Here is a 20,919-nt window from a genome sequence, read left to right as displayed (position 1 = left end):
TGGAGGAGGCGGGTGGTGCGCTGAAGCGCACCCTACGCCGTGGCTCTGGGTTCCGTAGGGTGCGCTTCAGCGCACCACCACGGAATGATCCGTCACTCTTCCTCCTCCGCATCCAGGAGTTCCATGTTGAGGCCCAGACCCCGGACCTCTTTGACGAGCACGTTGAACGATTCCGGCACGCCAGCTTCGAAATTATCCTCGCCCTTGACGATGCTTTCATAGACCTTGGTCCGGCCCGCCACGTCATCCGACTTCACCGTCAGCATTTCCTGCAAGGTGTAAGCGGCGCCATAGGCTTCCAGCGCCCAGACCTCCATCTCACCCAGACGCTGACCGCCGAACTGTGCCTTACCGCCCAGCGGCTGCTGGGTGACGAGGCTGTACGGACCGGTCGAACGAGCGTGCATCTTGTCGTCGACGAGGTGGTGCAGCTTCAGATAATATTTGACGCCGACCGTGACCGGACGGGCGAAAGGCTCACCCGTGCGTCCGTCGAAGACCACGGACTGACCCGAGGAATCAAAGCCCGCGCGCAGCAGCGCGTCGTCCACGTCGCCTTCCTTCGCACCGTCAAAGACCGGGGTCGCAATCGGCACACCCGCACGCACAGCTTCCGCATGTTCGAGAAGCTGTTCGTCGGCCATCCCGTCGAAGGTTTCGGCATACATCTGATCGCCATAGCCATTCTTCATGGCATCGCGAACGCCGGACATATCGCCGGAGCCGTGACGGAAAGCCTCAAGCGCCTCGTCGATCTTGATCCCCAGACCGCGCGCGGCCCAGCCCATATGGGTTTCCAGAATCTGACCGACATTCATCCGCGACGGCACGCCGAGCGGGTTCAGCACGATGTCGACAGCGGTCCCGTCCGCAAGGAACGGCATATCCTCGATCGGAACGACCTTGGACACGACACCCTTGTTGCCGTGACGACCGGCCATCTTGTCACCGGCCTGAAGCTTGCGCTTCACGGCGACGAAGACCTTGACCATCTTCATCACGCCGGGAGGCAGATCGTCGCCCTGACGGACCTTCTCCACCTTGTCCTCGAAGCGGGCTTCCAGAGCCTTCTTCTGCGCGTTGAACTGATCGTGCAGTGCCTCGACTTCCTTGGCGGTATCTTCGTCACCGATGGCAAGCTGCCACCAAAGACCGCGCGAGATCGAGCCCAGCAGATCCTCATCGACGACGCTGCCCGACTTGATCCCCTTCGGCCCCTTCACGGCGGTCTTGCCGAGGATCAGGGTTTTCAGGCGCGCATAGATGTTCCGCTCAAGAATCGCCAGCTCGTCATCGCGGTCGCGGGACAGGCGCTCGACCTCTTCACGTTCGATCTGAAGCGCACGCTCGTCCTTGTCGACGCCGTGGCGGTTGAACACCCGGACCTCGACGATGGTGCCGTAAGCCCCCGGCGGCAGACGCAGCGAGGTGTCGCGCACATCGCTCGCCTTTTCACCGAAGATGGCGCGGAGCAGTTTTTCCTCCGGCGTCATCGGGCTTTCACCCTTCGGCGTGATCTTACCGACCAGAATATCGCCCGGACCGACTTCCGCGCCGATATAGACGATGCCGGCCTCATCGAGGTTGCGCAGCGCCTCTTCACCGACATTGGGGATGTCACGGGTGATCTCTTCCGGGCCCAGCTTGGTGTCGCGGGCCGCAACTTCGTATTCGTCGATATGGATCGAGGTATAGACGTCGTCGCGGTGAATCCGCTCCGAAATCAGGACCGAGTCCTCGTAGTTGTAGCCGTTCCACGGCATGAACGCGACGATCACGTTCCGGCCGATGGCCAACTCGCCCTGATCGGTCGAAGGACCGTCGGCGATGACCTGACCTTTCACGACCCGCTCGCCCACCTTGACCAGCGGACGCTGGTTGATGGTCGAGGACTGGTTGGAGCGTTTGAACTTGCGCAGACGATAGATGTCCACGCCTGCGTCACCCGCACCCAGATCCTCGGTCGCGCGCACAACGATACGCTGCGCATCGACCTGGTCGATCACGCCCGAACGCGTTGCCATGATGGCCGCGCCGGAATCGCGGGCCACGGTGGCCTCCATCCCGGTGCCGACAAACGGCGCCTCGGCCCGCAGCAGCGGAACCGCCTGACGTTGCATGTTGGCCCCCATCAGGGCGCGGTTGGCGTCGTCGTTCTCAAGGAACGGGATCAGGGCCGCAGCGACCGACACAAGCTGTTTCGGCGACACGTCGATCAGATCGACGGCATCGACCGGGTTCAGCATGAAGTCGCCCGCCTGACGGGTGCTGACCAGCTCGTTGATGAACTTGCCGTTCTCGTCAAGCTGCGCGTTCGCCTGCGCCACGGTATGACGCATCTCCTCCGTCGCGGACATATAGACCACATCGTCGGTGACCTGACCTTCGACAACCTTGCGATACGGGGTTTCGATGAAGCCGTATTTGTTCACGCGGGCAAAGGTGGCCAGCGAGTTGATCAGACCGATATTCTGACCTTCCGGCGTTTCAATCGGGCACATCCGGCCATAATGGGTCGGGTGAACGTCGCGCACCTCGAAGCCCGCACGTTCGCGGGTCAGACCGCCCGGCCCAAGCGCCGAGAGGCGGCGCTTATGCGTCACCTCGGAGAGCGGGTTGGTCTGGTCCATGAACTGCGACAGCTGCGAGGAGCCGAAGAATTCGCGCACCGCAGCCGCTGCCGGCTTGGCGTTGATCAGATCCTGCGGCATGACGGTGTCGATCTCGACACCGGACATGCGTTCGCGGATCGCGCGTTCCATGCGCAAGAGGCCGACGCGATACTGGTTCTCCATCAGCTCGCCGACCGACCGGACGCGGCGGTTGCCGAGATGGTCGATATCGTCGATCTCGCCCTTGCCGTCGCGCAGTTCCACCAGCCCGCGAATACAGGCCACGATGTCCTCGGGCCGCAGCGTCCGCTGCGTGTCCGGCGCATCCAGATCGAGGCGCATATTCATCTTGACCCGGCCCACGGCGGACAGATCATAACGCTCCGCATCGAAGAACAGGCTGTCGAACATGGTCGAGGCCGCTTCGACGGTCGGCGGCTCACCCGGACGCATGACGCGATAGATATCCATCAGCGCCTGATCGCGGTTCATGTTCTTGTCGGAGGCCATCGTATTGCGGATATACGCGCCGACATTGACGTTATCGATGTCCAGCACCGGGACCTCGGTAATGTCGTTGTCCAGCAGAACTTTCAGCAGACCGCCGGACAGCGCGCCTTCCTTGTCGTATTCCGCCGTGATCTCGTCACCGGCTTCGGCATAGATGAACCCGGTTTCGTCATTCACCAGATCCTTGGCGACAAAGCGCCCGATGATCTGATCGAACGGCACCAGCAGGTCGATGTCGTCGCCGCCTTCGAGAAGCTGCTTGACCTTGCGCGGCGTGACCTTCTCGCCCGCCTTGGTGATGACCTCGCCGGTCGCTGCATTGACCAGATCGAAGGCCGGGCGCGAGCCACGGACGCGATCGGGGAAGAAGCGCGTGACCCAGCCGCCTTCAGACCCTTTGCCCGCCTTCTCCAGCTTGAACGGCACCGTGTCGTAGAAGGCGTCCATGATGCCTTCCTGATCCATGCCAAGCGCATAAAGCAGCGTCGTCACCGGCAGTTTCCGGCGACGGTCGATGCGTGCGAAGACCAGATCCTTGGCGTCGAATTCGAAATCCAGCCACGAGCCGCGATAGGGAATGATGCGGCAGGCGAACAGCAGCTTGCCCGAGGAATGGGTCTTGCCGCGGTCATGGTCGAAGAACACGCCGGGGGAGCGGTGCATCTGCGACACGACAACACGTTCGGTCCCGTTCACGATGAACGTCCCGTTCTGGGTCATGAGCGGCATGTCGCCCATGAACACGTCCTGCTCCTTGATGTCCTTCACCGACTTCGCGCCGGTGTTTTCGTCGACATCGAACACGATCAGGCGCAGCGTGACCTTCAGCGGGGCCGCATAGGTCATGTCGCGCTGCTGACATTCGTCAACGTCGTATTTCGGCTTCTCCAGCTCGTATTTCACAAATTCGAGAGTTGCGGTCTCGTTAAAATCCTTGATCGGGAAAACCGACTGGAAAACACCCTGAATGCCCTCGCCATCGGAATGGGCTTCTGCATCGCCTGAGCGCAGGAAAAGGTCATAAGAAGATTTCTGAACCTCGATGAGGTTCGGCATTTCAAGAACTTCGCGAATATTGCCGTAGCTGCGCCGGATACGCTTCTGGCCGACATAAGATTGCGCCATGGAGTCTTGCACCTTTCGTCTTGACACACATGCACCGTCGGGGCCCGGTGCACGCGGCCTGCGAATGTCAGGGTTGTCGGTTCAATACCTGCCGCCCGTCCCACCGCGCGGCTCCCGAACCGTGAACATGCCCTGAAGGAAGCTGATGCCATGTAGGCATCCTGTCAGCGCCCTTCAAGACAGGTTCGGCAGGGACCGGGAAAACCCGGACCCTGCCCTGTTCATTCCAGCAATTGCCGGATTACTTCAGTTCGACCTTGGCGCCAGCAGCTTCGAGCTTGGTTTTCAGCTCTTCTGCTTCTTCCTTGGCAGCACCTTCTTTGACTTTGCCGCCAGCTTCGACCAGTTCCTTGGCTTCTTTCAGGCCCAGGCCGGTGATGCCGCGAACTTCTTTGATCACGTTGATCTTGTTCGGGCCGGCTTCGGTCAGGACGACGTCGAATTCGGTCTTTTCTTCGGCAGCAGCGCCAGCGTCACCAGCCGGGCCAGCCATCATCACAGCGCCGCCAGCAGCGGGCTCGATGCCGTATTCATCCTTCAGGATGGTTTTCAGTTCCTGGGCTTCCAGCAGGGTCAGGCCCACGATTTCTTCGGCGAGTTTTTTCAGATCAGCCATTTTTCCGTTCTTTCCAAGTTTGTGTTCCAACGTCGGATTTCGTCCACACGTCGGGAATAAGTTGCATCAGGCAGCTTCGCGCTCTTCGAGCGTCGAAAGAATGCCCGCGATGTTCGAAGCAGGTGCGCCAATCGCCCCGGCAATGTTCGAAGCAGGTGCGCCGATGCAGCCGACGATGGAAGCAATAAGCTCCTCGCGCGACGGCATGGCGGCAACGGCTTTGACACCGGCCGGATCAAGCGCCGTGTCGCCCATAGCACCGCCGAGGATCACGAATTTATCGTTATCCTTGGCATACTTCTCGCAGACCTTGGCCGCAGCCACAGGGTCTTCCGAGTAGGACAGCACGGTCATGCCCTTCAGATAATCGGCGATGCTTGCGCAAGGCTTCCCATCCAGAGCGATCTTGGCGAGCCTGTTCTTGGCAACGCGAACCGACCCGCCTTCTTCGCGCATACGCGCGCGCAGGTCCTGCATTTGTGCAACCGTCATCCCTTCGTAATGGGCAACCACCACGACGCCAGAGCTTTCAAAGATCTGGCCGAGCTCTTCGACCACCTGTTCTTTTTGTGCTCTATCCACGGTTTACTCCAAGTTTGGGGATCTCTCCCCGGCTCTCACTTTCCCTTGGCCCCTTGCGGGGCCGCAGGTCGGGTCCGTTCACGATGGGCCCGTAAGCAAGACCGGAAGCAGGAAACCCCTTCCCGGAAACTGGCTTCGGCTTCCATCTCAGGAAGGATATTAAGGCCAGAACCAAACAGCTTCAGCCACCCTCCGTCTCGGACGAAAGCAAAGGCCCAGCGAATCGCCAGACCTGTGCAAGCCGTCGATATAGAAGCTCCCTTCCACAAGCGCAAGCCACATAGGGCAGATATAGCCGAAACGGACGGCACAGCGGTCCGCCTCGGTCACAGAGATATCTTTGCCCAAGGCACATAACGGATTTCTTGGATGCAAAAATCCGATTTGTCGGGCGACATTCCCATTCCGGGCAGGTTTCGCGCCAAAATCTCATACATTTTTCCATGCAAATCAATCATTTAATATAAATTTCTGCTATATATAGAGGAAACTAATAGTGAAGATTTCAGAATCCGGCCCAGGCACAGCGTTTCAACCCCAAGGCTACATCAGAAATTCAACCGGCACCGCACGCCAAAGATTTTAATAAGCTCGTCCCAATCATGGCTAATATCGACAATATTCCATCCTTCATTCTGAAAAATATCGTGCCCGTTCAAAGCGTCGGTACGAACAACAATATCAATCCCAGTTCACAGCTGGTCGGCAATACATACCCGGTCGACGGTAATCTCAAAAATTTCAACTTCATCGACGGAAATAACGATGGCAATATAAACGATCACGAAACGACCGGAGCCTACAATGCCAACACCCAGGGAGACAGGATCGTCTATGACGGGCAGACCTATTACGTTCAGTCCATGTGGGTTGGACAGATTACCGTAACATTCAGCGACGGCCATACGATTTCCAGCGCGGGCAATGTGCGGATCTTTGTCATCGGTCAATTTGGCTCACCCACCCAGACGACCGGAGATGTCATCGTCAACCCTCTGGACACCCTGCGGGACGAGATCAGGGCCTATCTTGCCGGCAACCCGGGCATCAAGTTTCCAACTTTTACGGTCGATAACATTCAATCATCCACGCGCCTCGACTACACGACCATGTCGGCGCAGGATAACCCGATCTGCTTCGCTTCGGGCACCATGATCGAAACCGAAAGCGGCATGATCCCGGTCGAACAGCTAAGGGCGGGTGATGCCGTGCAGACGCAGGACCACGGCTTTCAGCATATCCGCTGGATCGGCGCCAAACGCATTTCAAGCGCCCAGATGCGGGCCAATCCAAAACTCTGCCCCATCCGCATCCGGGCCGGGGCTCTCGGACAAGGACTGCCCGCCCGCGATCTGACTGTCAGCCGCCAGCATCGTATTCTGGTCCGCTCCAGTATTGCGAACCTCATGTTCGGTGCGGATGAAATCCTGGTTCCGGCGATCAAACTCGTCGGGCTTGAAGGGATCGAGATTGTCGGGCAGGCCAGTGCCGTCACCTATTGGCACCTGCTTTTCGATCAGCACGAGGTGATCTTCGCAGAGGGCACCCCAACGGAAAGCCTGTTCACCGGGCCCGAAGCTCTCAGAAGCCTATCCCCGGAAGCCCGGGAGGAAATCATCGCACTGCTTCCCGAGCTTCTTCAGGCCGGTTTCAAAGCAACCCCGGCCCGGCAGATCCCGGACGGCCGACAGCTAAGCAAACTCATCTCCCGCCATGCGGAGAAGGACCAGCCCTTGCTGTCGCTGTAGCCCGACACACCGGCGAAGCCCCCGCGCGAATCAACCCAAGGGGCTTCCTCGCAAAGCAGCAACACCTGCCAACACTCGCACCACAAACGCAAATCCCCCGGCACCCATCTGGATGCCGGGGGATTTTTATCCGAAACCTGTTCGGGTCTGTTACGACTGCGCGGCAACCGCGTCAGCGATGTCGATCGTGACACCCGGCCCCATGGTCGAGCTGATCGAGACTTTTTTGACATAGGTGCCCTTGGCACCGCTGGGCTTGGCGCGGTTTACGGCTTCGATGAAAGCGCGGACATTCTGCGCGATCTTGTCTTCGTCGAAGCTGACCTTGCCGATCCCGGCATGAACGACCCCGGCCTTCTCGGCCTTGAACTGAACCTCACCACCCTTGGCGGCGGCCACGGCTTGCGCGACATCCATCGTCACCGTGCCGACTTTCGGGTTCGGCATCAGGTTGCGCGGACCAAGAACCTTACCCAGACGACCGACCAGCGGCATCATGTCGGGCGTGGCGATCACGCGGTCGAAGTCCAGATTGCCGCCCTGGATCGATTCAACCAGATCCTCGGCACCAACGACTTCCGCACCGGCTTCCTTGGCCTCGTCAGCCTTCGGACCACGGGCGAACACGGCGACGCGGACATCCTTGCCGGTCCCAGCGGGAAGCTGAACCACGCCGCGGACCATCTGGTCGGCATGACGCGGGTCGACACCCAGATTCATCGCGATCTCGACGCTTTCGTCGAATTTCGCGGAAGCCGCGCCCTTGACCAGCTTGACGGCCTCGTCAACGGTCAGGTTGGACTTGCCTTCAAAGGCAGCGCGGGCGGCGGCTTTTTTCTTAGCGATCTTTGCCATGACTTAGCCTTTCACCTCGATGCCGATGGAACGGGCGGAACCGGCGATGATCTTCATCGCTTCGTCGACGCTGTTCGCGGACAGGTCCTTCATCTTGATCTCGGCGATCTCGCGCACCTGCTTGGCGGTCACGGAACCGGCGGTCGCACGGCCCGGCTTTTCCGAACCCTTGGCGCGGTTGCGCTTGCCCTGCGGCTTCAGACCGGCGGCCTGCTTGATCAGGAAGGACGCGGGCGGCGTCTTGGTTTCGAAGGTGAACGACTTGTCCTGGTAGTATGTGATCACAACCGGGACCGGCGCACCCTTCTGCATTTCCTGCGTCTTGGCGTTGAAGGCCTTGCAGAATTCCATGATATTGATGCCGCGCTGACCCAGAGCCGGGCCGACGGGCGGGGACGGGTTGGCTTCGCCCGCCTTGATTTGCAGCTTGAGCTGCCCAACAACTTTCTTGGCCATCTGGCCTCTCCTTTTTCATCGCGCCCCGTCCTGAATTGGACTGATGGGGCAGATATAGCGGTACGGCCTGCGCCTCCCGCGCTTAAATCACGAGGTCTTGGCGACCTGCGTGAATTCCAGTTCGACCGGCGTCGGCCGGCCAAAGATCGACACCGTGACCTTGATCCGGGCCGCAATGTCGTCGACTTCCTCGACGGTGCCCGAAAAACCCTCGAACGGGCCGTCGGTCACATTCACCATCTCGCCCACGTCGAAGCGGATCAGATTGCGCGGCTGCGCCTCTGCCCCGCCCTCGCCGGTGCGATGCAGGATATGGTTCACCTCGTCATCGCGCATCGGCGACGGCTTGCCCTGCTGGCCCAGAAACCCGGTGACGCGATTGATCGAGTTCACCAGATGATAGGCCCGGTCGGTCATATCCATATGCACCAGCACATAGCCGGGCATGAAACGCCGTTCCGACGTCACTTTCTTGCCACGCCGTACCTCGATCACCTCTTCGGTAGGTACCAGCACTTCGTCAATTTCGTCCTCCAGCGACTTCTCAGCCACTGCCTGACGGATCGCCTCGGCGACCTTTTTCTCGAAGTTCGACAGGACGCTGACCGAATACCAACGCTTTGCCATGTTCCGATCGACCCCTGCTTCTTGTCGTGGGGGCGGCCAATCCGCCCGTGAATTTCTGCCAAGCCCGAAAAACGAAACCGGCGCGCAACGAATCGTGCACGCCGACATCCGGGCAGGTCGGGCGGACATACAGCCAGACACGACCAATTGCAACCCCGCTTCAAGCGCCAATCAGATCACATATCCACCCAAGACGGCCCTGAAAACCGGGCGCTCGGTCAGACGTGGATCAGGAAACAGCGCCCAGAAGCGCGGTCAGCCCGGTGCGGATCGCGATATCGACCAGGAAGAAGAACAGCGCAGCCAACGTCGCCATGATGAAAACCATGATCGTGGTCGTCACCACCTCGCGCCGCGTGGGCCAGGTGATTTTCGCGCCCTCGGCACGGACCTGCGACAGGAACTTGGCGGGATTGGTCATGCTGATCCTCGTGTTGCAGCCGCCCAATTAAACCCCGGCGGCGATATTTTCAAGCGTCATACCGGCGGGACGGGCGGATTTTGCGGGCGAAGGAACTCCACCCGCTCCATCCCGGCGATCCGCCCGGCCTGCGCGTCATAGTTGACCAGCGAGGATCTATAGGTCCGGTGGTGCAGCAGACGCATCGACGGCTCCCCCTCCAGACGCGGATGGCGCTTCTGCGCGTCCCGCAGCAAGGTCTGAACCGGGGTTTCCATATCCTCAAGCGCGGTCTTCATGAAATAGCGATAGGCCTTTTCTGAAACGCCGCGATGGCGCAGCGTCGCAGGCGGCACCAATGCCGCGCGCTCCGGGCCGAGAAGCCGGGCAAGCACCCTGCCCCGCACCTGCGTATGATCCTCAAGACGCCAGCATACGACCCGCGAAACGCCCTCGCAGCCCAGCAGGCGCTCGATCAATCCGGTCCAGTCAAGCGACCGCACCTTCACGCCACGCACATAGGTGCTGACATCGACCAGGGCACCGCTGCGCAATTGCTGACCATAAGCCGAGGTCACGAAGGTCGCAGGATCACGGATGGCAAGAAACAGCTCCACCTCAGGCTTGCCAAGCAGCTCAAGCGTTCTGGCGAGCCGGTCTTCCGCACCGGGATATAGCACATCATCGCCCCCGAACATCTCGCCGCGACTGGTGGTGCCGAGGATGTTTTCCTCCGAAATCAGATGATCCTCATGGGACGACAGCCAGTATCGCAGCTTCGCCCGCAAAGGTTCAGCCGCCAAGTTCTGATCCCCGCGAATGGCCCGAGACAGCGGCAACCTCTGGCTGCGCAGCGCGCTTGGCCCCAGAAAACCCAAACCCTGCCCGGCCAGTTCGTTCCGCACGCTGCGAATCGCATATTGCAGTTCGGTGCTGGCGGTCTTGTGCGCCCCAACGTGAATACGGACTGTCATGATTTCATGGCTGGCATTGATTGTTCCCGGATCATTCCGGCGACAACTCGCAACGGCAACTGGCAGGGGCAGAGGGACTCGAACCCACGACCCTCGGTTTTGGAGACCGATGCTCTACCAACTGAGCTATACCCCTAGGCCGGGCGCCTGATTACGGCGGAACGCCCCCCGGCGCAAGGGGGGAAGCGCATCGCGGGGCGTCAAGTCACCGGAATTTCGCTACTCCGCCGCGTTGACCGCCTCCGCCGTGTCGTCAACGGCGATGAACCCGCCCGATTGCCGCGCCCAAAGCCGCGCATAAAGCCCGCCCGCCCGGAGCAATTCGGCATGCGTCCCCTGCTCGACAATCCGGCCCCGGTCCATGACCACCAGCCGGTCCATGGCGGCAATGGTGGACAGGCGATGCGCGATGGCGATGACCGTCTTGCCCTCCATCAGCGCGTCCAGCCGCGACTGGATCGCCGCCTCCGCCTCGCTGTCGAGCGCCGATGTCGCCTCGTCCAGCACCAGAATCGGCGCATCCTTCAGCGCCACCCGTGCAATCGCGATCCGCTGACGCTGCCCGCCGGACAGTTTGACGCCGCGTTCCCCGACATGCGCGTCCAGCCCGCGCCTGCCCTTGCTGTCGGCCAGTTCCGGGATGAAATCCTGCGCCTCCGCCATGATGACGGCGCGGTCAATATCCGCCGCGCTCGCGTCGGGCCGGCCATAGGCGATGTTCTCCCGCACAGAGCGATGCAGCAGGCTGCTGTCCTGCGTCACAACCCCGATTGCTGCGCGCAGGCTTTCCTGCGTGACCTGCGATACATCCTGCCCGTCGATTGTGATGAGACCCTGTTCGATATCATGGAAACGTAACAGCAGGTTCACCAGCGTGGATTTCCCCGCGCCGGAACGGCCGATCAGCCCGACCCGCTCTCCAGCGGCGATGTCGAGGCTCAGATCGTCCAACACGGCCAGCGGACGCTCCGTCTCCTCCATCCCGTAGCGGAATGTGACGTGATCGAAACGCACCGCGCCCGGCCCGGCTGCCAGAGGCTGCGCCCCGTCCATATCCTGAACCGCACGCGGCAACGCCAGCGACGAGATCCCGTCGCGGACCGTCCCGACATTCTCGAACAGCGCGGCGAATTCCCACATGATCCAGTGCGACATATTATTGAGCCGCATCGCCAGCGGCACCGCCACGGCAAGCGCCCCGACGCTGATGCCGCCACCCGTCCACAGCACCAGACCGACGCCCGTCACGGCGGCGACAAGGCAGGCGTTCAGGATGGTCAACAGAATATCCTGCAAGGCCGACAGCCGCATCTGCGCGTAAACGGTGTTCAGAAACCCGTCCATGCCCTGCCGCATCCACGCCTCTTCCCGGTCGGAATGGGAGAACAGCTTGACCGTCGCGATATTGGTGTAGCTGTCGACGACCTGCCCGGTCATCGCGCTGCGCGCATCCGCCTGCGCCTGCGCCACCCGGCCAAGCCTCGGCACGATCTTCCACAGCATGATGCCGAAGGCGACACCCCAGACTGCAAAGGGCAGCGCCAGCCGCCAATCCTGGCTCGCCGCCAGCACAACCGCGCCGAGAAACACCACGGCGACATAGACCGCCACATCCATCAGCTTCATCGCCACTTCGCGCACGGCAAGCGCGGTCTGCATCAGGCGCTGCGCGATCCGCCCGGCGAATTCGTCCTGAAAATAGCCGATCGACTGCCGCAGCAGATAGCGATGCGCCTGCCAGCGAATACGCTGCGGAAAATTGCCCAGAAGCGTCTGATGCATGATCATGCTCGCCAGCCCGTTCAGCGCCGGTAGCACGACCAGAAGCAGCAGCCCCATCAGGCCAAGCCGGACGCCTTCGACCTCCCAGAACTGATCGCGCGGCGTCTCTGACAGGCGGTTCACCAGATCGCCCAGATAGCCGAACATCACCACTTCGATCACGGCAATGACCGCAGCGCCCAGCGACAAGAGAAGCAGCCACGGCAGCGCACCCCGCGAATAATGCAGAAGAAACGCCCAGAAACTGCGGGGCGGCATTTGCGGCCGATCCTGCGGATAGGGATCAAGCCGGCTCTCAAACCAGCGAAACATATCTGATGCACCTAATGGAAAAAGGCTGCGTGGGTCGGCCAAGGCCCCTGAGGTAGCCGCGCGGGCCGAATTAAGTCAAGCGCCGTGATATAACCGGCAGGGTTCAGTTTCATGACAGTTAACTCCGCGACGGCGGCGCACTTCGCGCCATCGCCTCAAGCGCGGCCAGATCGCCGCTGGCGAGCGCCGGGATCGCCGCCCCGATACGCTCCACCGGCCAGTCCCACCATGCGAGATCAAGGAGCCGCGCGATCTCCTCCGGCCCGTACCGCATCCGCCGTATCTGCGCCGGATTGCCTGTGACGACCGCGTAATCCGGCACCTCCCCCGTCACCACGGCCCCGGCACCGATAATCGCGCCGCTGCCGATCCGCGCGCCGGGCAGGATCACCGCACCATCGCCGAGCCAGACATCGTGACCGATGACTGTGTCAGGCAAGCCACTGATCTGATCCTTGTAGTCGGCGAAGCGCGCATGATCGAAGATCGCAAACGGATAGGTGGAGATCCCTTTCATCGGATGATTGGCCGAAGCCGTGATGATCCGCACCCGGTCAGCGATCTGGCAGAACCGCCCGATCCGCAGCTTTTCGGGCGCGCCTGCATAGGTATAGGGGGCCAGCCGCGCCGCCCAGTCCTCTGGCGGATCGAAGCTGCTGGCGTAGGTGAAATCCCCGATCTCGATATTCGGGTGGTCAATGACGCGGTTCAGATGCACGAGGCCGGTATTCAGCCGTCCATCGGGGAAACGCATCGGATACGGCTGCGCCGCATCGAGAAAACTGGCATGCATGGCCTGTCCTTTCCAAATCTGGGCAAAAACTGTTCAGATCGGGGACTTGTCCATGACACCTGCTCCGGTTGCGTGATGGCCCGACCCTAGCACGGATCGGGCCTGCTCGGCAAATCTACAGATGCCGGGTTTCGGGCGCCCGACACTGCCAGTTGTCGCTGGCCCCGTCGGCCCAGTGAACCGGCGCTGCGGCCAGTTCCGCCTCGCTGGCATTGTCGAGCGCGGCAACCACGACCATCACGAAACGACCGCCCATTTCGGCGATATTCCCCTCGGTCCATAACCTCGTGCCGCAGCGGGCGCAGAACCGGTGATGCATGTCCAACCCGTCCGCTTCGGCTCGCGGCGTTTCCGCCAGCGCCTCCCGGCCTTTCAGCAGCCGGAACCCGTCCGGATCCGGGAGCCGCATTTCCCAATAGCGCATCTTGCGGCAGAACCGGCAATTGCAGCGCATCGTGCCGTCAGCAAGGTCACCATCCGCCTCAAAAGCGACCGCGCCGCAGAAACAACTTCCCTGATAGGTTTTCATGACGGCTGCTTCTCATGGCAGACCGCCTCGATATTATTGCCGTCCGGATCCAGCACGAAGGCACCGTAATACCCCGGACTATATTCGGGCCTCAGCCCCGGCGCGCCGTTATCCGTGCCGCCTGCCGCCAGCGCCGCGTCATAAAATGCCGCGACCTTGTCCCGGTCGGGTGCCGACAGGGCAAGGTGAACGCTGGTGGCCGGGGCCTTGCCGGTGCCGATCCAGAAAAACGGATTGCCGTCCTTGCCGAGGCCGAGAAATGCGCCGTTTCCACCGGTCGCCTCTTCGGTCATCTCCATCATCACCGTGATCCCAAGCGGTGCGAGGGCGCCTTCGTAAAAGGCCCGCGACCGGGCGAGGTCGGACACGGCGAAACCCACATGATCGATCATGACATCTCTCCTGATATGCAGTTGCGTCACGGATCATTATGGGCGGGTGTGCTGACAGAATGCGTCAGGATGGTGGTGAGGGGGTGTTGGTGCGTGCAAGCACACACCCTACGCGGGGCTGTATCCCAATGAAAAAACCCGCCCCTTTCGGGACGGGTTTCGGTTTTTGGGTTTGGTGCGCCAAGGCGCACCCTACGGGCGATAGAATGGCGTAGGGTGCGCTTTAGCGCACCACAACGACATAATCATACCGCGCCGTATGGTACGCGGTCCACGCACCACAACAACATCATCACACCGCGCCGTATGGTGCGCAATCCACGCACCACAACACCGTCATCGCAAAACCCGTAGGGTGCGTGTTCACACGCACCGCCACGGATCACATCATCACTCGATGATCTTCGCGACAACGCCGGCGCCGACGGTGCGACCGCCTTCGCGGATCGCGAAGCGCAGCTTTTCTTCCATCGCGATCGGTGCGATCAGCTCAACCTCGAATTTCAGGTTGTCGCCCGGCATCACCATCTCCGTGCCTTCCGGCAGCGTCACCGAACCGGTCACATCCGTCGTGCGGAAGTAGAACTGCGGACGGTAGTTCGCGAAGAACGGGGTGTGGCGGCCGCCTTCTTCCTTGGTCAGAATATAGGCCTCGGCCTCGAACTTGGTGTGCGGGGTCACCGAACCCGGCTTGGCCAGAACCTGACCGCGCTCAACGCCGTCACGCTCAACGCCGCGCAGCAGGGCACCGATATTGTCGCCCGCTTCACCGCGATCCAGCAGCTTGCGGAACATCTCGACGCCGGTGCAGGTGGTTTTCTTGGTCGGGCGGATGCCGACGATTTCAAGCTCGTCACCCACGTTGACCGCGCCACGCTCGACCCGGCCGGTCACAACCGTACCACGGCCCGAGATCGAGAACACGTCCTCGATCGGCATCAGGAAGGGCTGGTCGACAGCGCGTTCCGGGGTCGGGATATATTCGTCCACGGCCTTCATCAGCTCGCGGATCGAGTTCTCGCCGATTTCCGGGTCACGGCCTTCCAGAGCCGCCAGCGCCGAACCCTTGACGATCGGAATATCGTCGCCCGGGTATTCGTAGGAGGACAGCAGCTCGCGGACTTCCATCTCGACCAGTTCCAGCAGTTCCTCGTCATCGACCTGGTCGACCTTGTTCAGGTAAACCACGATGTAGGGAATGCCGACCTGACGGCCCAGCAGGATGTGCTCGCGGGTCTGCGGCATCGGGCCGTCAGCCGCGTTCACCACCAGGATCGCGCCGTCCATCTGCGCAGCACCGGTGATCATGTTCTTGACGTAGTCGGCGTGGCCGGGGCAGTCGACATGGGCGTAGTGACGGTCGTCCGTCTCATACTCGACATGCGCGGTCGAGATGGTGATCCCACGCGCCTTCTCCTCCGGCGCGCCGTCGATCTGGTCATAGGCCTTGAAGTCACCGAAATACTTCGTGATCGCAGCCGTCAGCGTCGTCTTGCCGTGGTCAACGTGACCAATCGTACCGATGTTGACATGCGGCTTCGTGCGTTCGAATTTTGCTTTTGCCATATGAGGCCTCCTTGATCGGGGCAGATGGCTGTCCGTTCCCCGGTTTTCGTATTGCAGGGCGAAATAAAAGTAGATTCGGGAAAAATCAAGGGCAGGCAGGCTATGCTGGGCTAAAGCCGCATCGGGAACCGAATCGTTGAAAAACACGTTCATTTTCCGCCACATGCCCTCGGAAACTGTGGCAACCGCAAACAGATTGGAGATCTGGAATGAGTCTGATGAAAACCCTCGCCCGCGTCGCAGGCGGCGTAATTTTGGCAAAAGGGCTGAGCAGCGTGATGAAAAACGCCGGTCAAAACCAGTCCGGCAGCCGTTCGCGCCGCAGCGGCGGCGGCTTGCTGGACCAGCTGAGCGGAAGCCTGCAAGGCCGCTCCTCCGGCTCGGGCGGGAATCTCGGAGACATGCTTGGCGGCCTTCTGGGTGGCAGCACCGGTGCCGGATCGGGGTCACGTTACGGCGGCCCGAACTCCGCGGGTGCCTCCGGCGGGCTTGGCGGGTTGCTGGATCAGGTAACGGGCGGACGGGGCAGCGGCGCTGGCGGCCTTGGCGATCTGTTGGGCGGAATGCTCGGCGGCTCAGCTGCGGCAGGCAGCCTTGCCAGCCGTGGTGCGCAGCAGTCGAATGACGCCTCCTTCGGCGAATTGCTGAACGACTCGCTGACCCGCAACGACGAACCCGAAGTCGCGCCGACCGCCGAACAGAACGCGGTTGCCGGTCTGATGCTGCGCGCCATGATCCAGGCGGCGAAGGCCGATGGCCAGATCGACGACGCCGAGAAGGAACGGCTGATGGGCGAGCTTGGCGATCTCGACGACGAGGAGCGCCAGTTCATTCGCGAACAGATGGCGATGCCGGTCGATGCGCAGGCACTGGCGCGGGACGTGCCGCAGGGCCTCGCGCCGCAGGTTTATCTGATGTCGGTCATGGCGATTGATTTCGACAGCCAGGAAGAAGCGCAGTATCTGCACCAGCTGGCGCAAGCGCTTGGTCTGCAACCGCAAATCGTGAACCAGATTCACGATCAGATCGGGGTCCAGAACCTCTATAGCTGATCGGATTCGCGTCAACTGACAATAAATTCATCGCCGTCCGGAAACCCGGACGGCGTTTTTGCATTGTTCCATCAAGGCAGTTTTATAATCTGTTATTATGAACCGACGTCAGAAGCGTGTGTTTACGATCAAGCCACCTGCCAGAAGTTAAAGTTAAATCATCGACGAGGAACACATCATGCACAAGCTGATCATCGCCAGTGCCATCGCCCTTATGCCATTCGCCGCCATTGCACAGGATGACGACCCCATCGAACAGGCGATCGAAGCGCGTCAGGGCTTCTACAAGCTGCTCGGCGCCAATATGGGCGCACTCGCCGCCATCGCACAGGGCAAGGCGGAATATGACGAGGAAGCCGCATCCCGCTATGCCAGCAATATCGAGACGCTGACCCAGTATGATCTGCCGATGCATTTCATCGAAGGCAGCTCGAACGCCGATGCAGACGACACCGATGCCCTGCCGGCGATCTGGGAAAACATGGATGATTTCCGCGCCAAATTCGCCGCACTCGGCGAAGCGGCATCCGGCGCGGGTGAGGCCGTGAAGGGCGGGCAGGAGAATGTCGGCCCGGTCGTCGGCGCGCTCGGCGGTGCCTGCAAAGCCTGCCACGATCAATATCGCGACTAAGCGCCATGTCGGATGAACGGCAGACCCGCACGGTCCGGCTGTGGGACCCGCTGCTGCGGATGTTCCACTGGCTGCTGGCCTTCTTCGTGATCGCCGGATGGCTTCTTGGGAAATTTGGACCGAACCAGATGACGCTGCATTTCTGGTGCGGCTATGTCGTTGCGGGTCTGCTGATCTTCCGTCTCGTCTGGGGCTTCATCGGCCCCAGACATGCCCGCTTCTCGCATTTCCTGCGGGGACCAACCCATGTCGCAGGCTATGCGCGCCACATGTTCCTGAGGGAGCCGAGCTACTGGCCCGGTCACAACCCGCTCGGCGCGCTGTCGGTCATTGCCATGCTGGCGGCGCTGGCGGCGCAGGTCACGACCGGGCTGATCTCCGACCCGGAGGACTATATCAATGTCGGCCCGCTGGCATCCGCGGTCGGCAGCGACATCGCGACGGAGGCCGTGGACTGGCACGAATTCGGCGCGAATCTGGTGCTGATCCTGGTCGTGCTTCATGTGGCGATCATCCTGTTTTACCGCTTCTGGAAGCGTGAGGATCTGGTGACGCCAATGATTACCGGACAGAAGGAAGTCCGCGAGGATGCAGGGAACTAAGCCGTATCCCCAGCGACTTAGCGCATAAATCGAAACCGTTTTCGATGCTGCGGCCCGTTGACCACACAAAGCTGTGATCGACGATTCAGGCTGGTTTCGTTGATCGGAACCCGCATGGGTGTAGGCTTGACCCTACGGAAGCGGCGCCTCGCCCTTCCAAAAGGCCCCGACGTGCAATGACCACGAAAGGAGCACAGGTCATGATGAAACTGACTGCTGCCATTACCGCAGTAACGCTGAGCCTGCTGGCCGCCATGCCAGCCGCTGCCTGCGGCGGCAAAGCGAATGACAAGACCGCGACCTCTTCCGAACCGCTGATCGTCCCGGAAGAGCCTAACGCATGAGTTGACGAAGCGGGGCGGGCTGCCGTCCGCCCTGCTGACAAAACCTGCCCTAGTTGAATTTGTTGTCACGCGGGAAGCCACGCGGAGCCATGCGCCCGGCACTCGCCCGTTTGCCGAGCCATTCGGTCAGGTCCGGCTCCGTCCGGGTCTTGCCGCCGCCCATCTGCCAGCTCAGCCCGTCGGCCAGCGTGATGCAGATCGCGTCGGACAGACCGCCATCCTTGAACTTCTGCAACCGGACGCCCTTGCCACGACCCATTTCCGGCAGTTCGATCAGCGGGAACACCAGCATCTTGCGGTTCTCACCAACCGTCGCGACATGATCTCCCGATACCTCGCGGCAAAGCAGTGCGTCACCATTCAGCACCTGTTTGCCGGATTTGGTCTGCGCCAGAATATCGGCAGAGTTCACGACGAACCCGTCCCCTGCCTTCGATGCCAGCAGATATTTGACGCCCTCGCGCCACGGGAACAGGTCGATGATTGCCGCGTCATTCGGCAGATCGACCATCAGCCGCACCGGCTCACCCAAGCCCCGCCCGCCGGGCAGATTGCTGGCCGGCAGGGTATAAAACCGCCCGTTGGAGCCGAACAGCATCAGCTTGTCCGTCGTCTCCGCATGCAGCGCCATGAAGGGACCGTCACCGTCGCGGAATTTCACCTCCGCATCCAGCGGCTGATGGCCCTTCATCGCCCGGATCCAGCCCATCTGTGAGACGATGACGGTAATCGGTTCACGCTCGATCATCGTTTCGATATCGACCGGCTCGATATCCGCCGCCGCCGAAATCTCCGTCCGGCGCGCGCCGCCTTCCGCCGATTTGCCGAAATTGCCGCGAACCTCGCGCAGCTCCTCGGTGATGCGGTTCCATTGCAGCCCCTCATCCGCGACGAGGGCGTTCAGCCCCTCCTGCTCTTCCAGCAGCTTGTCGCGTTCGGCGCGCAGTTCCATTTCTTCCAGCTTGCGCAAGGCACGCAGGCGCATGTTCAGGATCGCTTCGGCCTGCACCTCGGTCAGGAAAATCTCCGCCCCGACCTCCTGCCCCCAGTTTTCGGCCAGCAGCCCGGCCTTGGGGTCGTCGTGATGGCGGATAATCTCGATCACACGGTCGAGATTGAGGAAAGCGACGATATAGCCTTCCAGCACCTCAAGCCGGGCAGCGATCTTGTCCAGCCGGAAATTCGAGCGCCGCAGCAGCACGTCGCGACGATGATCCAGAAACGCCCGCAAAACCTCTTTCAGCGAGCACACCTTCGGCACGCGCCCGTCGATCAGCACGTTCATGTTCAGCCCGAAGCGGATTTCCAGATCCGACGATTTGAACAGCGCCGCCATGAGCTGCGCCGGATCGACGCTGCGGGTCTTGGGTTCCAGAACGATCCGCACATCCTCGGCGGATTCGTCGCGCACATCGGCGAGGATCGGCATTTTCTTGGTCTGGATCAACTCCGCCAGCCGCTCGATCAGCCGGGATTTCTGGACCTGATAGGGGATCTCCGTCACCACGATCTGCCAGGTGCCGCGCCCCAGATCCTCCTGCTGCCAACGGGCGCGCAGGCGCAGGCTGCCACGCCCGGTGCGATAGGCGTTGCGCAGCGTCTCCGCATCCTCGACCAGCACGCCGCCGGTCGGGAAATCGGGCCCCTGGACAAAGTTCAGCAGCGTATCGTCCCGCGCATCCGGCGATTTAATCAGATGCAGACAGGCGTCGATCACCTCGTGCAGGTTATGCGGCGGGATATTCGTGGCCATGCCGACGGCAATCCCCGAGGCACCGTTGCACAGCAGATTGGGAAACGCCGCAGGCAGCACCTCCGGTTCGCTCAGCGTGCCGTCGTAATTGGGCCGGAACGCCACCGAGTCCTCCGACAGCCCTTCCATCAGGGCACTGCCGGGTTCCGCAAGCCGCGCCTCCGTGTAGCGGGAGGCCGCCGGGCTGTCGCCGTCGATATTGCCGAAATTCCCCTGCCCGTCGACCAGCGGGTAGCGCATGGCGAAATCCTGCGCCAGCCGCGCCATCGCGTCATAGATCGCCGCATCGCCATGCGGGTGATAATTGCCCATCACATCGCCCGCGATCTTGGCCGATTTGCGGAACGCACTGTTCGGGGCCAGCCTGAGTTCGCGCATTGCAAACAGGATGCGCCGATGCACTGGCTTCAACCCGTCGCGCGCATCGGGCAGCGCCCGGTTCATGATGGTGGAAAGCGCATAGGTCAGGTAACGCTCGCCAATCGCCCGCGAAAGCGGTTCGGCGCTCAGGTTTTCGGGCTGTTCGGGTATGGTATCGTCGGACATAAACAGGATTTAGGCTGCCGCAGCGGTCCGGTCCAGTCGGAAATTCCGGACTTGTACACGGCTTCGTTAACGAAGCTCTTGCCACGGGCATTGCACCACCCTATCGGTCCGG

General features: G+C 61.3%; 19 protein-coding genes and 1 tRNA gene. 5 read left to right on the top strand and 15 right to left on the bottom strand.

The window, feature by feature from the left end; all coding sequences use genetic code 11:
• Positions 1 to 92: 92 nt before the first annotated feature.
• The 3 genes from rpoB to rplJ all read right to left on the bottom strand — a co-directional run bounded on the left by rpoB (position 93) and on the right by rplJ (position 5,445).
• Entirely contained in the window at positions 93 to 4,247 is a 4,155-nt protein-coding gene (gene rpoB / locus PAF12_RS02545) for a DNA-directed RNA polymerase subunit beta (RefSeq protein ID WP_271108449.1), read from the bottom strand.
• Positions 4,248 to 4,488: 241 nt separating this feature from the next.
• Positions 4,489 to 4,863 (bottom strand): 50S ribosomal protein L7/L12, encoded by a 375-nt coding sequence (gene rplL / locus PAF12_RS02540; protein ID WP_271108448.1) that lies wholly within the window; start codon positions 4,861 to 4,863, stop codon positions 4,489 to 4,491.
• A gap of 66 nt (positions 4,864 to 4,929) precedes the next feature.
• Complete coding sequence (rplJ, locus tag PAF12_RS02535) at positions 4,930 to 5,445, bottom strand: 50S ribosomal protein L10 (protein WP_271108447.1); 516 nt, start codon at positions 5,443 to 5,445, stop codon at positions 4,930 to 4,932.
• A gap of 602 nt (positions 5,446 to 6,047) precedes the next feature.
• Here rplJ and PAF12_RS02530 point away from each other — a divergent pair.
• A complete protein-coding gene (locus PAF12_RS02530; RefSeq protein WP_271108446.1) occupies positions 6,048 to 7,193 on the top strand; it encodes a Hint domain-containing protein in 1,146 nt (381 codons plus the stop codon).
• A gap of 150 nt (positions 7,194 to 7,343) precedes the next feature.
• On the opposite strand, the gene rplA is transcribed toward PAF12_RS02530, so the two are convergent.
• The 11 genes from rplA to tuf all read right to left on the bottom strand — a co-directional run bounded on the left by rplA (position 7,344) and on the right by tuf (position 15,879).
• A complete protein-coding gene (rplA, locus tag PAF12_RS02525; RefSeq protein WP_271108445.1) occupies positions 7,344 to 8,048 on the bottom strand; it encodes a 50S ribosomal protein L1 in 705 nt (234 codons plus the stop codon).
• Positions 8,049 to 8,051: 3 nt separating this feature from the next.
• Complete coding sequence (gene rplK / locus PAF12_RS02520; RefSeq protein WP_271108444.1) at positions 8,052 to 8,504, bottom strand: 50S ribosomal protein L11; 453 nt, start codon at positions 8,502 to 8,504, stop codon at positions 8,052 to 8,054.
• 87 nt (positions 8,505 to 8,591) lie between these two features.
• The gene (gene nusG / locus PAF12_RS02515) at positions 8,592 to 9,131 is read right to left on the bottom strand and encodes a transcription termination/antitermination protein NusG (RefSeq protein ID WP_271108443.1); all 540 of its coding nucleotides are present in this window, start codon (positions 9,129 to 9,131) and stop codon (positions 8,592 to 8,594) included.
• A gap of 229 nt (positions 9,132 to 9,360) precedes the next feature.
• The gene (secE, locus tag PAF12_RS02510; protein ID WP_271108442.1) at positions 9,361 to 9,552 is read right to left on the bottom strand and encodes a preprotein translocase subunit SecE; all 192 of its coding nucleotides are present in this window, start codon (positions 9,550 to 9,552) and stop codon (positions 9,361 to 9,363) included.
• A gap of 56 nt (positions 9,553 to 9,608) precedes the next feature.
• The gene (locus PAF12_RS02505; protein ID WP_271108441.1) at positions 9,609 to 10,505 is read right to left on the bottom strand and encodes a hypothetical protein; all 897 of its coding nucleotides are present in this window, start codon (positions 10,503 to 10,505) and stop codon (positions 9,609 to 9,611) included.
• Between the two features lie 60 nt (positions 10,506 to 10,565).
• A tRNA-Trp gene (locus PAF12_RS02500) sits at positions 10,566 to 10,641 on the bottom strand.
• A gap of 83 nt (positions 10,642 to 10,724) precedes the next feature.
• Positions 10,725 to 12,599, bottom strand: coding sequence for an ABC transporter ATP-binding protein (locus PAF12_RS02495; RefSeq protein WP_271108440.1), 1,875 nt, complete (start codon positions 12,597 to 12,599; stop codon positions 10,725 to 10,727).
• Positions 12,600 to 12,717: 118 nt separating this feature from the next.
• On the bottom strand, positions 12,718 to 13,392 hold the full coding sequence (locus tag PAF12_RS02490; protein WP_271108439.1) for a CatB-related O-acetyltransferase: 675 nt from the start codon (positions 13,390 to 13,392) through the stop codon (positions 12,718 to 12,720).
• Between the two features lie 115 nt (positions 13,393 to 13,507).
• Positions 13,508 to 13,921: a GFA family protein gene (locus PAF12_RS02485; protein ID WP_271108438.1), complete on the bottom strand. Its 414-nt coding sequence runs from the start codon at positions 13,919 to 13,921 to the stop codon at positions 13,508 to 13,510.
• The gene (locus PAF12_RS02480; protein ID WP_271108437.1) at positions 13,918 to 14,313 is read right to left on the bottom strand and encodes a VOC family protein; all 396 of its coding nucleotides are present in this window, start codon (positions 14,311 to 14,313) and stop codon (positions 13,918 to 13,920) included. The genes PAF12_RS02485 and PAF12_RS02480 overlap by 4 nt, the downstream gene beginning before the upstream one ends.
• A 390-nt stretch (positions 14,314 to 14,703) precedes the next feature.
• A complete protein-coding gene (gene tuf, locus PAF12_RS02475; RefSeq protein ID WP_271106588.1) occupies positions 14,704 to 15,879 on the bottom strand; it encodes an elongation factor Tu in 1,176 nt (391 codons plus the stop codon).
• Between the two features lie 209 nt (positions 15,880 to 16,088).
• On the opposite strand from tuf, the gene PAF12_RS02470 reads away from it, so the two are divergent.
• From PAF12_RS02470 to PAF12_RS02455, 4 genes are all read left to right on the top strand, one after another.
• A complete protein-coding gene (locus PAF12_RS02470; RefSeq protein WP_271108436.1) occupies positions 16,089 to 16,931 on the top strand; it encodes a tellurite resistance TerB family protein in 843 nt (280 codons plus the stop codon).
• A gap of 178 nt (positions 16,932 to 17,109) precedes the next feature.
• On the top strand, positions 17,110 to 17,562 hold the full coding sequence (locus PAF12_RS02465; protein WP_271108435.1) for a cytochrome c: 453 nt from the start codon (positions 17,110 to 17,112) through the stop codon (positions 17,560 to 17,562).
• 5 nt (positions 17,563 to 17,567) lie between these two features.
• Positions 17,568 to 18,164, top strand: coding sequence for a cytochrome b/b6 domain-containing protein (locus PAF12_RS02460; RefSeq protein WP_271108434.1), 597 nt, complete (start codon positions 17,568 to 17,570; stop codon positions 18,162 to 18,164).
• 200 nt (positions 18,165 to 18,364) lie between these two features.
• Positions 18,365 to 18,508 carry a hypothetical protein gene (locus PAF12_RS02455; RefSeq protein ID WP_271108433.1) on the top strand — a complete coding sequence of 48 codons (144 nt, stop codon included), beginning with the start codon at positions 18,365 to 18,367 and terminating at the stop codon, positions 18,506 to 18,508.
• Positions 18,509 to 18,557: 49 nt separating this feature from the next.
• On the opposite strand, the gene parC is transcribed toward PAF12_RS02455, so the two are convergent.
• Entirely contained in the window at positions 18,558 to 20,807 is a 2,250-nt protein-coding gene (parC, locus tag PAF12_RS02450; RefSeq protein WP_271108432.1) for a DNA topoisomerase IV subunit A, read from the bottom strand.
• Positions 20,808 to 20,919 lie beyond the last annotated feature (112 nt).

This window comes from Paracoccus sp. SCSIO 75233, from assembly GCF_027912675.1.
Lineage (GTDB): Bacteria > Pseudomonadota > Alphaproteobacteria > Rhodobacterales > Rhodobacteraceae > Paracoccus.
The sequence above is the reverse complement of the archived record's forward strand: the minus strand, read 5'-3'. Positions and strand labels throughout refer to the sequence as shown.

Bases quoted from the DNA above. Each gene is read 5' to 3' on its own strand.
- rplA (WP_271108445.1), bottom strand. From the start codon at position 8,048: ATGGCAAAGATCGCTAAGAAAAAAGCCGCCGCCCGCGCTGCCTTTGAA.
- PAF12_RS02455 (WP_271108433.1), top strand. From the start codon at position 18,365: ATGATGAAACTGACTGCTGCCATTACCGCAGTAACGCTGAGCCTGCTG.
- tuf (WP_271106588.1), bottom strand. From the start codon at position 15,879: ATGGCAAAAGCAAAATTCGAACGCACGAAGCCGCATGTCAACATCGGT.
- rplL (WP_271108448.1), bottom strand. From the start codon at position 4,863: ATGGCTGATCTGAAAAAACTCGCCGAAGAAATCGTGGGCCTGACCCTG.
- PAF12_RS02470 (WP_271108436.1), top strand. From the start codon at position 16,089: ATGAGTCTGATGAAAACCCTCGCCCGCGTCGCAGGCGGCGTAATTTTG.
- PAF12_RS02495 (WP_271108440.1), bottom strand. From the start codon at position 12,599: ATGTTTCGCTGGTTTGAGAGCCGGCTTGATCCCTATCCGCAGGATCGG.
- rpoB (WP_271108449.1), bottom strand. From the start codon at position 4,247: ATGGCGCAATCTTATGTCGGCCAGAAGCGTATCCGGCGCAGCTACGGC.
- PAF12_RS02465 (WP_271108435.1), top strand. From the start codon at position 17,110: ATGCACAAGCTGATCATCGCCAGTGCCATCGCCCTTATGCCATTCGCC.
- PAF12_RS02490 (WP_271108439.1), bottom strand. From the start codon at position 13,392: ATGCATGCCAGTTTTCTCGATGCGGCGCAGCCGTATCCGATGCGTTTC.
- PAF12_RS02505 (WP_271108441.1), bottom strand. From the start codon at position 10,505: ATGACAGTCCGTATTCACGTTGGGGCGCACAAGACCGCCAGCACCGAA.
- secE (WP_271108442.1), bottom strand. From the start codon at position 9,552: ATGACCAATCCCGCCAAGTTCCTGTCGCAGGTCCGTGCCGAGGGCGCG.
- PAF12_RS02480 (WP_271108437.1), bottom strand. From the start codon at position 14,313: ATGATCGATCATGTGGGTTTCGCCGTGTCCGACCTCGCCCGGTCGCGG.
- PAF12_RS02530 (WP_271108446.1), top strand. From the start codon at position 6,048: ATGGCTAATATCGACAATATTCCATCCTTCATTCTGAAAAATATCGTG.
- parC (WP_271108432.1), bottom strand. From the start codon at position 20,807: ATGTCCGACGATACCATACCCGAACAGCCCGAAAACCTGAGCGCCGAA.
- PAF12_RS02460 (WP_271108434.1), top strand. From the start codon at position 17,568: ATGTCGGATGAACGGCAGACCCGCACGGTCCGGCTGTGGGACCCGCTG.
- PAF12_RS02485 (WP_271108438.1), bottom strand. From the start codon at position 13,921: ATGAAAACCTATCAGGGAAGTTGTTTCTGCGGCGCGGTCGCTTTTGAG.
- rplK (WP_271108444.1), bottom strand. From the start codon at position 8,504: ATGGCCAAGAAAGTTGTTGGGCAGCTCAAGCTGCAAATCAAGGCGGGC.
- nusG (WP_271108443.1), bottom strand. From the start codon at position 9,131: ATGGCAAAGCGTTGGTATTCGGTCAGCGTCCTGTCGAACTTCGAGAAA.